The organism is Brevundimonas sp. UBA2416 (genome assembly GCF_002343105.1).
Taxonomy (GTDB): Bacteria; Pseudomonadota; Alphaproteobacteria; order Caulobacterales; family Caulobacteraceae; genus Brevundimonas.
Genome location: NZ_DDRM01000036.1, coordinates 20614 through 34092 on the forward strand (window position 1 = coordinate 20614; position 13479 = coordinate 34092).

At 69.1% G+C, this 13479-nt stretch carries 13 protein-coding genes and 1 other RNA gene; 1 reads left to right on the forward strand and 13 read right to left on the reverse strand.

Annotation, left to right across the window (positions count from 1 at the left end):
- Positions 1 to 5 precede the first annotated feature (5 nt).
- The 8 genes from murD to B3E43_RS10750 form a co-directional block, all read right to left on the reverse strand.
- Positions 6 to 1430, reverse strand: coding sequence for a UDP-N-acetylmuramoyl-L-alanine--D-glutamate ligase (gene murD / locus B3E43_RS10715; RefSeq protein WP_292029298.1), 1425 nt, complete (start codon positions 1428 to 1430; stop codon positions 6 to 8).
- Between the two features lie 4 nt (positions 1431 to 1434).
- Complete coding sequence (gene mraY / locus B3E43_RS10720; protein ID WP_292029300.1) at positions 1435 to 2544, reverse strand: phospho-N-acetylmuramoyl-pentapeptide-transferase; 1110 nt, start codon at positions 2542 to 2544, stop codon at positions 1435 to 1437.
- On the reverse strand, positions 2544 to 3941 hold the full coding sequence (locus B3E43_RS10725; protein ID WP_292029303.1) for a UDP-N-acetylmuramoyl-tripeptide--D-alanyl-D-alanine ligase: 1398 nt from the start codon (positions 3939 to 3941) through the stop codon (positions 2544 to 2546). The genes mraY and B3E43_RS10725 overlap by 1 nt, the downstream gene beginning before the upstream one ends.
- Positions 3934 to 5397, reverse strand: a complete 1464-nt coding sequence (locus B3E43_RS10730; RefSeq protein WP_292029304.1) for a UDP-N-acetylmuramoyl-L-alanyl-D-glutamate--2,6-diaminopimelate ligase — start codon at positions 5395 to 5397, stop codon at positions 3934 to 3936. Before B3E43_RS10730 ends, B3E43_RS10725 begins: the two co-directional genes overlap by 8 nt.
- Entirely contained in the window at positions 5394 to 7037 is a 1644-nt protein-coding gene (locus B3E43_RS10735; RefSeq protein WP_292029532.1) for a peptidoglycan D,D-transpeptidase FtsI family protein, read from the reverse strand. The genes B3E43_RS10730 and B3E43_RS10735 overlap by 4 nt, the downstream gene beginning before the upstream one ends.
- Before the next feature lie 89 nt (positions 7038 to 7126).
- The gene (gene ftsL / locus B3E43_RS10740; protein WP_292029306.1) at positions 7127 to 7546 is read right to left on the reverse strand and encodes a cell division protein FtsL; all 420 of its coding nucleotides are present in this window, start codon (positions 7544 to 7546) and stop codon (positions 7127 to 7129) included.
- Positions 7543 to 8496: a 16S rRNA (cytosine(1402)-N(4))-methyltransferase RsmH gene (gene rsmH, locus B3E43_RS10745; protein WP_292029309.1), complete on the reverse strand. Its 954-nt coding sequence runs from the start codon at positions 8494 to 8496 to the stop codon at positions 7543 to 7545. Before rsmH ends, ftsL begins: the two co-directional genes overlap by 4 nt.
- Positions 8493 to 8927 (reverse strand): division/cell wall cluster transcriptional repressor MraZ, encoded by a 435-nt coding sequence (locus tag B3E43_RS10750; protein WP_292029311.1) that lies wholly within the window; start codon positions 8925 to 8927, stop codon positions 8493 to 8495. The genes rsmH and B3E43_RS10750 overlap by 4 nt, the downstream gene beginning before the upstream one ends.
- 319 nt (positions 8928 to 9246) lie before the next feature.
- Here B3E43_RS10750 and B3E43_RS10755 point away from each other — a divergent pair, with 319 nt between their 5' ends.
- Positions 9247 to 9420, forward strand: coding sequence for a hypothetical protein (locus B3E43_RS10755; RefSeq protein ID WP_292029313.1), 174 nt, complete (start codon positions 9247 to 9249; stop codon positions 9418 to 9420).
- Positions 9421 to 9468: 48 nt separating this feature from the next.
- On the opposite strand, the gene rnpB is transcribed toward B3E43_RS10755, so the two are convergent.
- The 5 genes from rnpB to sppA all read right to left on the reverse strand — a co-directional run bounded on the left by rnpB (position 9469) and on the right by sppA (position 13379).
- Positions 9469 to 9845: RNase P RNA component class A (rnpB, locus tag B3E43_RS10760), an RNA gene on the reverse strand.
- A 52-nt stretch (positions 9846 to 9897) separates the two neighbouring features.
- Positions 9898 to 10278 carry an endonuclease domain-containing protein gene (locus B3E43_RS10765; protein WP_292029315.1) on the reverse strand — a complete coding sequence of 127 codons (381 nt, stop codon included), beginning with the start codon at positions 10276 to 10278 and terminating at the stop codon, positions 9898 to 9900.
- A gap of 129 nt (positions 10279 to 10407) precedes the next feature.
- A complete protein-coding gene (locus B3E43_RS10770; RefSeq protein ID WP_349677581.1) occupies positions 10408 to 11109 on the reverse strand; it encodes an N-acetylmuramoyl-L-alanine amidase in 702 nt (233 codons plus the stop codon).
- A gap of 68 nt (positions 11110 to 11177) precedes the next feature.
- Positions 11178 to 11495, reverse strand: coding sequence for a hypothetical protein (locus B3E43_RS10775; protein ID WP_292029321.1), 318 nt, complete (start codon positions 11493 to 11495; stop codon positions 11178 to 11180).
- A gap of 102 nt (positions 11496 to 11597) precedes the next feature.
- Positions 11598 to 13379: a signal peptide peptidase SppA gene (sppA, locus tag B3E43_RS10780; protein WP_292029323.1), complete on the reverse strand. Its 1782-nt coding sequence runs from the start codon at positions 13377 to 13379 to the stop codon at positions 11598 to 11600.
- Positions 13380 to 13479 lie beyond the last annotated feature (100 nt).

The window sequence follows — 13479 nt, forward strand, 5'->3', positions numbered from 1 at the left end:
GTTCGCTAACCATGCCCTGAAGGCGTAGCCCCGAGGTTAAGAACGGCGGCTCGGAACGCCTCGCCCCGCGCCTCGAAGTCCGGATACTGGTCGAAACTGGCGGCGGCGGGCGACAGCAGCACCACCTCCTCCCGCCCGGTGGCGGCGGCGGCCCCGGCGGCCGCGGCGACGGCCGAGGCCATGTCTCCGCTGATCCGGTGCGGCGTCTCGCCCAGCCGCGCCGCGAACGGCCCGGCCGACTCGCCGATCAGGAAGGCCTCGACCACGCGCGGGAACAGATCCTCCAGATCGTCGATCCCACCGGCCTTGGCCCGCCCGCCCGCGATCCAGAAACTGCGTTCGTAGCTGCCCAGCGCCTGCCGCGCGGCATCAGCATTGGTGGCCTTGGAGTCGTTGATGAAGCGGACGCGGCCGAGCCGGCCGACTTCCTCCATGCGGTGGGCGAGGCCGGGGAAGGTCAGGAGGCCCTCAACGGCGGTATCGCACGGCACGCCAAGGGTCCGTGCGGCAGCGAAGGCGAAGGCGGCGTTCTGGGCGTTGTGACGGCCCGGCAGCGATCGGGCGATCGACAGGTCGCACACATACTCACCGTGGCTGGCCAGGATGCCGTCAATGGCGGTGACCGCACCGGTCTTCTCGAAGCCGACACGCCAGTCGTCCCAACTGTGTTGTTTGACGGTGGTGACCAGGGTCAGCCGACCCGCCCGCCCCGTCAGCGTCTCTGCAATGTTCAGCCCGACCGCATCATCGATCCCGACCAGGGCCGTCGAATCCGGCCCCTGGGCCTGGAATATCCGCATCTTCGCGGCGACATATCCCGCCATCCCGCCATGCCGCTCCAGATGGTCGGGGCTGATGTTGGTCAGGATGGCCACGTCCGGTGCGAACGAGGTCGTCAGATCCAGCTGATAGCTCGATACCTCGATCACATAGACCGCACCCGGCGTCGGGGTCGGCAGCGCCAGCACGCCGATGCCGATATTGCCGCCGACGTGGACGGTCATCCCGGCCTGTTTCAGCACCCAGCCGATCAGCGCCGTGGTGGTCGACTTGCCGTTGGTGCCGGTGATGGCGACGACCTTTGGGCGCGCGGCTTCCGGCAGCGCGGCGATTGCCCGCGCGAACAGTTCGATATCGCCGATGACCTCGACGCCCACCGCCCTGGACTTGGCCACGGTCCAGTGCGGCTTCGGATGGGTCAGGGGCGCCCCGGGCGACAGCACCAGCGCCGCGAACCCTGACCAGTCGGCGGACGTCAGATCCTCGACGGCGAACCCTTCCGCCTCGGCCTGCATGCGACTGGAGACGCTGTCGTCCCACAGCACCGGCAGGGCCCCGCCGGCCTTGAGCGCCCGCGCGGCCGTCAGTCCCGACCGTCCCAGGCCAAAGACCGCGATGCGCCGCCCTTCGAAGCCGGGGACCGGGATCATGCAGCTAGCGCAGCTTGAGCGTGGCGAGACCGGCCAGCGCCAGCATGGCGGAGACGATCCAGAAGCGGATCACCACCGTCGATTCCGGCCAGCCCATCTTCTCGAAATGATGGTGGATCGGGGCCATCAGGAAGATGCGCTTCTTCGTGGCCTTGAAATAGGCGACCTGAATCATGACCGAGGCGGCCTCGATGACGAACAGGCCGCCGACAATGCCCAGCACCAGCTCATGCTTGGTAGCCACGGCGATGGCGCCGAGCGCGCCGCCCAAGGCCAGCGAACCGGTGTCGCCCATGAAGATCTTGGCCGGCGGGGCGTTGTACCAGAGGAAGCCCGTGCCGCCGCCGATAATGGCCGCCGTGAAGACCGCCAGCTCGCCCGCGCCCGGCACATGGTGAACGCCCAGATAGTCCGAGAAGATGAAGTTGCCGACCAGATAGCTGATGATGCCGAAGGCCCCGGCCGCCATCATCACCGGCACGATGGCCAGGCCATCGAGGCCGTCGGTCAGGTTCACCGCATTGGAAAAGCCGACCATGGTGAAGGCGGCGAACAGGACATAGAACCAGCCGACATTGAGCAGCACGGCCTTGAAGAAGGGGAAGGCGATCGAGGTCTCGAGATTGGGCGAGGTCGGCGAGGCCTTCATCCAGATCACGGTCAGGATCCCGGCGATGACCGAGATGACCACCTGGGCCAGGAGTTTCTGTTTCGAGGTCAGGCCCGCCGAAGTCTGTTTCGACACCTTGGCGTAGTCGTCGACGAAGCCCAGCAGGCCGAAGGCTGCGGTCACGCCGGAGACGATCCAGATATAGGGATTGGTCAGATCGCCCCAGAGGAACACCGCCACCGCGATGCCCGCCAGGATCATCAGACCGCCCATGGTCGGGGTGCCGACCTTGGACAGGTGCGAGACCGGGCCGTCCGACCGGATCGGCTGGCCCTTGCCCTGTTTGACCCGCATCCAGGCGATGAACCGGCTGCCCATGGTGACCGCGACGATCATGGCCGTGGCCATGGCCAGCGCCACCCGCACCGTCTGGTACTGGACCAGATTGAGGAGCGGATAGTCCTGCGCGATGTCGGCGTAGTGGAGATAGAGCAGGTAAAACATCAGGCGGCCCCTCCCAGAGCAGCTAGAGCCTTGGCGACCAGGGACGCCTTCGATCCGTTTGAACCCTTGACCATGACGATGTCGCCCCTGCCCACCAGCATGGCGGCCTCGGCGGCCAGCTCGGCGGCGGTCTCGCGCCACAGGCCCTGACGCGAGCCCGGCAGGTCGTCATAGAGCCGCTTCATCTCCGGCCCCGCGGCATGGACCAGATCGATGCCTGCGGCGTCAATCGGACCCGACAGGCCCTCGTGCAGCGCCTCTGACTGGTCGCCCAGTTCCAGCATGTCTGTCAGCACCACCACCCGACGTCCACCGGTGGCGGGCAACGGCCGCGCGCCGAGGCTGCGGAAACCGGCGGCCATCGACAACGGATTGGCGTTGTAGCTCTCGTCGATGAGGGTGAAGGCCCCGCCGGGCGCGTTCACGGTCAGCGTCTGGCCCCGCCCCGCCAACGGCTGGAACTCCGACAGGGCGGCCAGGGCCGTGTCCAGCGGCACGTCGAGGGCGTCGAGCATCAGCAGGACGCACAGGCTGTTCAGGCCCCAGTGGAAGCCCGACTGGGCCAGCTGGAAATCGATGGTCTTGCCGAACAGCTCGGCCCGGACGCGGGCCCCCGTGTCATGCGGCTCGAAGTCGATCAGCCGCGCGTCGCAGCCGGTCGCCGATCCAAAGGTCGCGAGCCGCGCCCCGGCCCGCCGGGCGCCCGCGTCCAGCACCGCGGCGAAGGCCACATCGGCGTTGCACACGGCCACGCCGTCAGCGGCCAGCCCCTCGAAGATGGCTGCCTTCTCCGCCGCCACCCCGGCCTCGCCGTCCGCGAAGGCCTCGATATGCACCGGGCCGACGGTCGTGACGCAGGCCGCATGGGGACGCACCATTTTCGACAGCGGCGCGATCTCGCCGGGGGCGTTCATGCCGATCTCGAACACGGCGCGCTCGGTCGTGCGCGGCATCCGCGACAGGGTCAGGGGCACGCCGATATGGTTGTTGTAGCTCTTGATCGAGGCGTGCGACGGCCCGGCGAGGTCCAGCCCCGCCTTGATCGCCTGGGTCACGCTGGTCTTGCCGACCGAGCCGGTGACCGCGCCGCGCCGCGCCGGCGTCCGGTCCCGCGCCGCCATGCCGAGCGCCTCCAGCGCCCGCAGCGTATCGCCCACAACGACCGACGGGCCGCCCTCGACCGGATGTTCCGTGATCGCGCCGGCCGCCCCGGCCGCAAAGCCGGCGGCGGCGAAATCGTGACCGTCCCTCGCGCCCTTCAGCGCCAGGAACAGATCGCCCGGAACGATCTCTCGGCTGTTGTAGGTGATGCCCCTCGTCTCAAAGGCTGCGCCGGACAGGGTTCCGCCGGTGGCGGCGACGATCTCGGCGGAGGTCCAGAGCGGTCTGTCAGGCATGGATGCGCAGGGCTTCAGCGGCTTCGGTGGCGTCGTCGAACGGGTGGGTCACCCCGCCGACGATCTGTCCCTGCTCATGCCCTTTTCCGGCGATGACCACCACATCTCCGTCGCCCATCATGTCGATAGCCTCGCGGATGGCGGCGCGGCGGTCGCCGATCTCGCGGGCGGCGGGACAGGCGGCGCGGACCGCCTTGCGGATGGCAGCGGGGTCTTCGGAGCGGGGATTGTCGTCGGTGACGATGGCGACGTCAGCCAGCCGCCCGGCGATCTCGCCCATCAGCGGCCGCTTGGCCCGGTCGCGGTCGCCGCCGGCCCCGAACACGACGATCAGACGGCCCGTCGCATGCGGTCGCAGCGCCTTCAGCACCGTCTCCAGCCCGTCGGGCGTATGGGCGTAGTCGACATAGACCTCGCCGCGGCCGGAGCCCGGGATGCGTTGCAGACGTCCCTGTGCCCCGGTGATCTTCTCCAGCCCGGCCAGCACCCGCTCCGGAGTCTCACCGGCGGCGATGCACAGACCTGCGGCGACCAGGGCGTTCGAGGCCTGGAAGGCCCCCGCCAACGGCAGCAGCACCTCATGCAGGCTTCCGCGCGCATCAATGGTCAGGCGCTGGCCTTCCGGCACGGCGCGGCGGGCGATCAGCGACAGATCCCTGCCCCGCTCGCCCACGGCCATGACGCCCAGACCCGACATGATCGAGGCGGCGGCGAAGTTCGAATAGGCGTCGGAGTCCGCGTTCAGCACCGCCGTCCGGCCGCGTGGCAGCAGGGTCTCGAACAGCCGCAGCTTGGCGTCACGATAGGCGGCCATATCGCCGTGATAATCGAGATGGTCCTGGCTCAGATTGGTGAAGGCGGCGGCCTGAAGCGTCACCCCGTCAAGCCGGCGCTGATCGATGCCGTGCGATGAGGCCTCAAGCGCCAGATGGGTGACGCCGCTCCCGGCCAGATCGGCCAGCATCCGCGCCGCATCGGCGGCGTCCGGGCTGGTCAGGCCGGGCCCCGTCAACTCGCGGTTAACGTTACCCATTTGTGCCAAAACCCCGAGCGTCCCCATGCTCGCGGCATGCAGGCCCATCGAGGCCCAGATCTGGCGGCAGAAGGCGGCGACCGAGGTCTTGCCGTTGGTGCCGGTGACCGCGACGCATGTCGCGGGCTGGGCGCCGTAGAACCCTCGCGCGGCGATCGCATAGGCCCGGCGCACATCGCCCGAGGTCACAAGCACCGGGGCCAGTCCCGCATCCGTATCGGCGGGCGCCAGCACGGCGGCCGCGCCCTGCGACAGGGCCTGCGGAATGAAGGCGCGACCGTCAGCGGCGCTGCCGGGCAGGGCCACGAACAGCGAGCCCGGCGCGACCTTTCGGCTGTCGGCGGTGACGCCCGTGATCATCGGATCAGCGGCCACGTCGCGGCGCAGCAGTTCCGACAGCTTGATCGGGGCCGGGGCGCTCATCGCCCGTCCCCTTCAAGGTCTTCAAACGCCGGAATGCGGTCGCCGAGGGCGGTGCGATAGGGGTCGGCCCGGCGCGCCACGCCGACGAAGCCGGCGATCCGGTCAGCGATCCGACCCACGGCCGGGGCGGCGACAAAACCGCCGGTGCGCGGATAGGTCTGCGGCTCGTCGATCAGCACGAGGATCTGGTAGCGGCGCGCATTGACCGGGCCGTCGGCGGGGAAGACCCCCGCGAAAGTGCCGACCGCATGGGCGGTGTTGTAGCGGCCGTTGACCGACTTGTTGGCCGAGCCGGTCTTGCCGCCGACCCGCAGTCCCGGCGCCTCGGCCCGGCCGCCCGAGCCGCGCACGACGTTGCGGCGCATCAGGTCCAGCATGGCCAGGGAGGTCTCGGGCGACACGATCTGGCGGCCGCGGACCTCGGGCCGGCCGCCCTTGCGCAGGGTCAGCGGAATGAACCGCCCGCCGTTGGTGAGGGCCCCCATGGCCGCGGCCATCTGCATCGGGGTGATCGAGATGCCATAGCCGAACGACAGCGAGGCCAGGGTCGAGTCCGACCATTCACGCGGCGTGATCGGCGCTTCCGAAGGGATCTCGAACGGCGCGCGCGACATCAGGCCGAAGCGATCGAAATAGTCCCGCATCACCCGTGGCCCCATCTGGGTCGACAGCAGGGAGGTGCCGATGTTGGACGAGTGCAGATACACCTCCTCCAGCGTCATCACCTTGTTCTGGGCGTGGAAGTCGGTGATCCGCCGGCTGCCGATCTGCAGCGCCTCGGAGGCGTCCAGCAGGGTGTTCATGTCGGCCCGGCCGGTGTCGATGGCGGCGGCGACGGTGAAGGTCTTGAACACCGACCCCATCTCATAGGTGGCGGCGGTGGCGAGGTTGCGAGAATTGGACGCCGGCCAGCTGGCCATGCCCAGAACCTCGCCGGTCTGGACGTCGGTGATGATGCCGACGGCGCCCCGGGCCTGGGTCGCCTCGGCGGCGGCGGCCAGTTCATTCTCCAGCACGCCCTGGACGCGCAGGTCGATGGAGATCTGGAAGCTCTCGCCGCGAGCCCCGGCGGCGCGGATTTCATCATTGAAGGCGCGTTCGGCGGCGGACAAGCCGACCCCGCCGGTATCGACATTGCCGACCACATGGCGGGCGGACTCACCGAGCGGATGAACCCGGACGTCCTCCGGCTCGAAGCTGACGCCGCCAAGCGCCAGATTGTGGACCGCCACCTTCTCGCGCGGCGTCAGACGGTTGACCACCAGCAGGCGCCGGTCGCCGTAAAGGGCCGCATCCAGCCGGGTCTTCGACACCCGCGGCAGGGCGCGCCGGATCTGCGCCGCGGCCGCCCGGCGATCCCAGACCTGGGCCGGGTCAATATAGAGGCCGTAGTGAACGATGTTGGTGGCCAGCAGGGCGCCGTTGCGATCGACCATGTCGGCGCGGATCACCGCATTCGGATGGTTCGACGCGCCGCCGCCGGCGCCCGCTGTGAGCAGGGCCGCATGCACGGCGCCAAGCGTCAGACAGACGAACACCGCCGAAAACACCGACAGGATGACGAAGATGCGGACCCGGGTATCCTCCTCGGGCCGGGCATCGGCGTGGGCGCGGCCGAAGGCATGCTCGACCCACCACATGGCTTCGGTCAGCCAGCGCCACGACGGCGTGAATCGTCGCACGCCCCAGGACGGCGCGGGCCGCTGCCCGACGTGCGGATCATGCACGCTCACGGCTCGTCTCCCCGCGCGGGATCAGCAACGGGAGCGTCGGCGGCAGCGGACGGCGTCGGCGCGATGACCACCGGGCGCGGCTCGGGGATCGGAGCCAGGCTGGGCAGACTCTCGGCCGTCGCCTGACGGTGCACATCGACCGGTCCCAGACCGGCGCCGCGCGACAGGGCCTCGAGCCGGTTGGGCTGTTCCAGCCGGGCGACCTCGGCGCGCAGCAGGCGCACCCGCTGGCCGTTGTCGCTGATCTGCCGCTCGAGTTCGGAGATGCGGGCGCTCTCGCGGGCCGCCGCCGCCTTGGCCACATAGACCGAGAAGACCATGACCGCGACCAGCAGCACGCCGATGATCTCGATCCAGCGGATGCCACGGATCTTCCAGGCAAACAGACGGTTCAGGGCGACGACAGCCGTGCTCATGCGGCGATCCTCCCCCAGGGGGCGGCGTCCGTACGGACCGCGGCGCGCAGCTTGGCGGACCGGGCGCGGGGGTTGTCGGCCCGCTCGGCGTCACCGGCCTCGCGCGCGCCCTTGAAGGACAGGGTGAAGCTGGGCTTGCGGGTCTCGATCGCGACCGGGGCGTGGCGCGAGCCACCGGGCGCATTGCCCGTGCGTTCGGTCAGGAAGGCCTTGACGATGCGGTCCTCCAGCGAATGGAAGGTCACCACCGCCAGCCGGCCGCCCGGCGACAGGGCGGCCTCGGCGGCTTCCAGCCCCTGACGCAGCTGGCCCAGTTCGTCGTTCACGGCGATGCGCAGGGCCTGGAACACGCGCGTGGCCGGATGGATCGGCGCGCCGCGGCGTCCGCCCAGCGCCTTCTCGACCACCTCGGCAAGATCCAGGGTGCGCTCGAACGGCCGCTCGACGCGTCGGCGCAGGATGGCGGTCGCGACCCGGCCCGACTGGCGCTCGTCGCCGTACAGTTTGAAGATATGGGCCATGGGCCCGTGGTCCCAGCCGTTCACGATGTCGGCGGCGGTCTCGCCCTCATCGCTCATCCGCATGTCCAGCGGCCCGTCGCGCATGAAGGAGAAGCCGCGCTCAGCCTGGTCCAGTTGCATCGAAGAGACGCCGATATCGAAGACCACCCCGTCCAGCCGCGCCTCGCCCGACTCCGCGAACGCCTCGGCCAGACCCGAGAAGGGCGTGCGCACCAGCCGGAACCGGCCGGGATAGTCGTTGGCCACGGCGTCGGCGTGCGGCTGCACCGTCGGATCGCGGTCCAGGGCGATGACCGTCGCCCCGGTCGCCAGAATGGCGCGGGTGTAGCCGCCGGCCCCGAAGGTGGCGTCGATGATCACATCCCCGGCCTGCGGGGCGAGGGCCTCGATCACTTCTGCCAGCAGGACGGGGGCGTGGGGCGACATCATCCGCCCTCCCCGTTCATGACCTGACGGGCCAGCGCCCGGCGGGCGTCCTTGCGGGCGTTCCAGCGCGCCCGGTCCCAGATCTGGAAACGCGGCCCCAGGCCGACAATCACAACATCCTCGCCCAGTCCGGCATCCTGACACAGGCTTTCCGGCAGGGTGATGCGGCCGCCGCCGTCATACGACAGGGGTCGCTGGCCGGCGTAGAAGGTCTCTTCCAGGGCGGTGCGTTTGTCGCTGCCGAACGGCAGGGCCTCGATCCGGGCGACATATTCGGCCATCAGCCGGTCGCCGCCGGCCTCAAGGCAGTCATCGGCGAGGGCGAAGAAGCAGAAGACGCCGTGCTCGGCGCCATTGTCGGCGGTGCGGAACTCCTGCGGGATCAGCAGGCGTCGCTTCCCGTCCAATTGTTTCTCGTAGGTCGAGAGAAACACGCCTGCCCCAAACTCGGACCTCTCGGTCCGCCCCTCTGATCCCCGTGAACACCCACGCGGCGCAAACCAACCCCGCGCCAAGCGTCTGGGATAGCATGGGATGAAATGGGTCTCAATGGGATTAGTTGACGCCGGTTAACCTCGAATGTGGCGGGAAGGCCTGCATAGGCATGAACATACACAGAACATCGACAGTATAAACAGGCTGTGGACCATTCCTGCGCCGCATTGAGGGCCAAAGGGTTAACGCGGAACGGGGCACGGCGGCCGCACTGGACGGCGTTCCGGAACCCTCCGCGGGCGCGCGGGTTTTCATGCCATGCCGAACAAACCCGCTCCGGACCCGACCAGGCCCCTGTCCCCCCGGGCTGTGGACGGCGCCGTGGTCGTCAAGGACCCGCCCGAGGCGGCTATGGACCTGACGGCGGATGCGGCGGAAATCTCGGGCCTCCGCCTGATCGACGCCGCCGACAAGGCCCGGAAACGCTACTAGCGCTCAAGCAGCGAGCCGCCGCGCGGCGAGCGTTAGCACTCCAGAAATTATGTCAGACGGCCTGTAAGCCGGGTTCTGTTCCGTCCGAAGACGGTGACGATCATTCCTCTGGACCACCCGTCGCCGGATGGTTCTCGCGACCTACCCGGACGCCTCGGGCGGTGAACCCTGCGGCCAAAACCGCGCGACGTCCCTATTCGGTCTTGCTCCAGGCGGGGCTTGCCATGCCGTCCCTGTTGCCAGGCACGCGGTGGGCTCTTACCCCACCCTTTCACCCTTCCCTGCCCCGAGGGGCAGGCGGTTTGCTTTCTGTGGCGCTATCCCTCGGGTCGCCCCGGGCGGGTGTTGCCCGCCGCCTCTTCACCGTGGAGCCCGGACTTTCCTCGACGGAGGCAAGCCCCCGCCGCGACCGCCCGGCCGTCTGACGGGCGGGTTAGTGGGCTTTTCAGAGGTCGGCGTCAACGTTCTCCCTCCCCTTCATGGGGAGGGACGGCGAGGCGCAGCCGAGCCCGGGTGGGGTACGCCGGCCCCAAGCTCGGTCCTGATCCGCTCCATCACCCAATCAAGGTGATCACGCACCGCTTCGTTGCTGAACCGCAGCGTCCGGTACCCTTCCCGGAGGAGCACCGCATCCCGCGTCCGGTCATGCTCCACGCGGTGCTCATGCATCCGCCCGTCGACCTCAACGACCAGCCGGCTACGGTGGCAAACGAAGTCCAGAAAGTAGCCGCGAAAAGGGGTCTGCCGTCGAAAGTGTCTGCCCTCGGCGCGCAGACGTCGCAGGCTTTTCCAAAGCCTCAGTTCGGGCGGCGTCATCGCCTTTCGCATGGCGCGGGCTTTTTCGATTGCAGGATCCATGACTGCCTCCGATTGCATGACTGCTACAATCTTTGGCTGCATAGGTCAAGCAGCGCGGCGGCTGGTCAATTCCCCACCCGGGCTCGCCTGACGGCTCGCCGTCCCTCCCCACTTCGGGGGAGGGAGAAGCTAGTTCAACACCCCCGTCACGCTCTCCGCCGTCGCCAGCTGGAGCACCCCCATCAGGGTCGCGCGCGTCTCGCCGTCCGCTACCCCGTCGACCTGCCCCGGCCGCCAGTGGCGCTGGAAGGCCTCGACGGTCAGCCGGGTCGCCTCGTCATAGGTTCCGCCAGGCAGCAGGGCATAGCCCAGCCGGTGCAGGCCCGCGCGCAGCACGATCACGCCCAGCCCCTCGTCGCCGACGCCCAGTGGCACGCCCAGCGCCGCGATCCGTTCCGGCGCGGGTTCGAACCAGAGACCATGCCCGACCGAGGCCAGCCGCTTCCACGGAAAGCGCTCGCCGGGATCCTGTTTGCGCTCGGGCGCCAGGTCGGAATGGCCGATGATGCGCGCGTCGGGGATGGTCCAGCGGCTGCGGATGTCGCTGACCAGACTGATCACCGCATCGATCTGGATCTCGGGGAAGTCGCGATAGCCGAACTCATGGCCGGGATTGACGATCTCGATGCCGATGGACGCCGCATTGCAGTCGGTCTCGCCCTGCCAGCCGCCCTTGCCGGCATGCCAGGCGCGGCGCGCCTCGGCGACCAGCCGCAGGATCGAGCCGTCCTCGTCGACGACATAGTGGGCCGAGACCTTGGCCTCGGTGTCGCACAGGCGAGCGACGGCCTCATCGGCAGACTTCATGCCGGTATAGTGCAGCACCAGCATGTCGGGCGGGCCGCGGCGGGCGTCGAAATTGGGGGACGGAACGTCCTTCACGGTCAGCACGGCCCGACTTACCGGCCCGGCCGCTCCCAGCCGTAGGCGACCCAGGCGCCGTCGACCTTGCGGGCCTCGATAACGTCATCGGCGCGGCGGGTGCGAACGACGGCCTTGCGGCGCGCGCCCATGGCCAGGCCGGCGAAGAAGACCAGAACGGCCGCGAACAGGGCGATGACCGCCACGGCGACCGCGGTGAAGACCGCCAGAACGGCGCCGACGGCCATAGCGACGCACGTCGCGATGACGCCGCCCAGCCACATCACGGACGCCACCAGCCCGTTCGACGGACGGCGCGCAGACGGGCCGAAGATCAGACGGTCGGACTCGGTCATCAAATCACCTTCTCAGACGCCGGAAACAGCGCCGGACACACAATGTCGGTCCACACGGGTGAACGGTCAATGACCGGCCCCTTCACAGGCGAGTGTTCCGCCTCAATAGGGCTGGTCCGCCAGCACCGAAGCCCCGGACGTCCGGGCCCGTTCGGTCTGGATGCGGCGAACGGTCGCCTCGGCCGCCGGGTCGTTCATGACCCCGCCGATCCCGATCAGGACCCGCGCCGCCTCGCCCGAGACGCCGAACGCCTGGGACAGGGCCTCGAAAGGCGACTGGGCCTCCGGGTAGCGTTTGAAGCGCACCGAATCTCCGGCCGGAATACGGGCCAGTTCCCGCGCCTTGGCGATGGCCTCTTCCAGACCGCCGAGCTGGTCGACCAGACCGATCTGGCGGGCCTGGGCGCCGGTCCAGACGCGGCCGCGGGCGATCTCGCGTACCCGGGCCGGCGGCAGACGACGGCCGGCCGCGACGCGGGCGATGAACTCCTCATAGGTCCGGTCGATCTGGGCCGCGAAGGCCGCGCGCTGCGCCGGGTTGAAGTTCTGCGCCGGCGAGAAGGCGTCCGCATACGGCCCGCCCACGGTCAGGTTGCGCATATCGACGCCGAACCGGCCCAGGGCGTCGGCCAGCACGAATTTGCCGCCATAGACGCCGATCGAACCGGTCAGGGTCGAGGGCTGGGCCACGATCCAGTTGGCCTCCGAGCTGATCCAGTAGCCGCCCGAGGCCGCATAGTCGCCCATCGAGACCACCACCGGCTTGCCCGCCGCCTTGGCCGCGCGCACCGCCGCCAGGATCTGTTCCGACGCCTCCGGCGAGCCGCCGGGCGAGGAAACGCGGAAGACGATGGCCTTGACGCTGTCGTCCTCGATGGCGTCGTAGATGGCCTCGGCCAGATCGTCCGACATGATGGAAGAGCCGCCGCCGAACGGGTCGGCGCCGCCGCCCGTGCCCGTCATGATGGCGCCCTCGCCCCCGACGATGGCGATGGCGTTGCGGCCCGAGCCGTTGCGCTCTCCCCGCGACGAGGCGTAGTCGGAGAACTCCATGATCTCGGCGTTGCGACCGGCCCGGCGCTTCACCTCGGCCTCGGCCTCCTCGACCTGGCCGATCTTGTCGATCAGACGCCGCTGCAGGGCCTGGGCCGACGACCAGGGGCCCGCCTCGATGGTCGCCCGCAGGGCCGCGGGGGTCACCTTGCGGTCCTGCGCCGCATTGGCCAGGGCCGAGGTGTAGATCGACGTCATCCAGGCCGACATCGCTTCGCGATGGGCCGGGGTGAAGTCGCTCTCGGTGTATTCATTGACCGCGTTCTTGTACTCGTAGCGCTGCTCGAACTCGGCGTTGACGCCGTATTTGTCGAACGCCCGGCCCAGGAAGACGCTGTCGGCCGAGAAGCCCGCCAGCTGGAAGCTGGCCGTATTCTGCATCCACAGTTCGGAGGCCGAGGCCCCGATCATATAGCTGGAGACCGTCGTGCCGACGGGCTGGAAGCCTTGGCTGTGGGCGATGACCACCTTGCCCGAGGCGCGGAAGCGGCGGACGGCCTGGCGAATCTCGTCAGCGGCGGCAGGCGTGATCCCGGCTTCCGGCAGGCGGATCAGCAGCGCCTTGACCCGGTCGTCGTCCTCGGCCTGGGCCAGGGTATCGACGATCTGCAGCGTCGAAAGGCCCGAGCCGCCGAAGATGGCGAACGGATTGCTCGGGGCCTGATCCGTGACGCCCTCGCGCAGGTCCAGCTCCAGCACCGTATTGCGCGGGGTCGGCTCTTCGGACGACGCCGCGCCGATCGCGATGACGATGAAGATGAACGGGATCACCACCAGGAAGAGGAACATCCCGGCGAAAACGCCGAGCATGGTCAGGAAAAACTGCTTCATGGCGAGGGAAGTCGTCCGGAGCACGGGCCGGGTCATGGCCACATTTCGACCATAGGGCGGCAGACCGCGCCGTCAAATGAACGTCGCGTAACGCGCGAGC

Excerpts from the sequence above, each read along its gene's own strand:
- murD (WP_292029298.1), bottom strand. The coding sequence starts at position 1,430 with ATGATCCCGGTCCCCGGCTTCGAAGGGCGGCGCATCGCGGTCTTTGGC.
- mraY (WP_292029300.1), bottom strand. The coding sequence starts at position 2,544 with ATGTTTTACCTGCTCTATCTCCACTACGCCGACATCGCGCAGGACTAT.
- B3E43_RS10725 (WP_292029303.1), bottom strand. The coding sequence starts at position 3,941 with ATGCCTGACAGACCGCTCTGGACCTCCGCCGAGATCGTCGCCGCCACC.
- B3E43_RS10730 (WP_292029304.1), bottom strand. The coding sequence starts at position 5,397 with ATGAGCGCCCCGGCCCCGATCAAGCTGTCGGAACTGCTGCGCCGCGAC.
- B3E43_RS10735 (WP_292029532.1), bottom strand. The coding sequence starts at position 7,037 with ATGTGGTGGGTCGAGCATGCCTTCGGCCGCGCCCACGCCGATGCCCGG.
- ftsL (WP_292029306.1), bottom strand. The coding sequence starts at position 7,546 with ATGAGCACGGCTGTCGTCGCCCTGAACCGTCTGTTTGCCTGGAAGATC.
- rsmH (WP_292029309.1), bottom strand. The coding sequence starts at position 8,496 with ATGATGTCGCCCCACGCCCCCGTCCTGCTGGCAGAAGTGATCGAGGCC.
- B3E43_RS10755 (WP_292029313.1), top strand. The coding sequence starts at position 9,247 with ATGCCGAACAAACCCGCTCCGGACCCGACCAGGCCCCTGTCCCCCCGG.
- B3E43_RS10765 (WP_292029315.1), bottom strand. The coding sequence starts at position 10,278 with ATGGATCCTGCAATCGAAAAAGCCCGCGCCATGCGAAAGGCGATGACG.
- B3E43_RS10770 (WP_349677581.1), bottom strand. The coding sequence starts at position 11,109 with ATGCTGGTGCTGCACTATACCGGCATGAAGTCTGCCGATGAGGCCGTC.
- B3E43_RS10775 (WP_292029321.1), bottom strand. The coding sequence starts at position 11,495 with ATGACCGAGTCCGACCGTCTGATCTTCGGCCCGTCTGCGCGCCGTCCG.
- sppA (WP_292029323.1), bottom strand. The coding sequence starts at position 13,379 with ATGAAGCAGTTTTTCCTGACCATGCTCGGCGTTTTCGCCGGGATGTTC.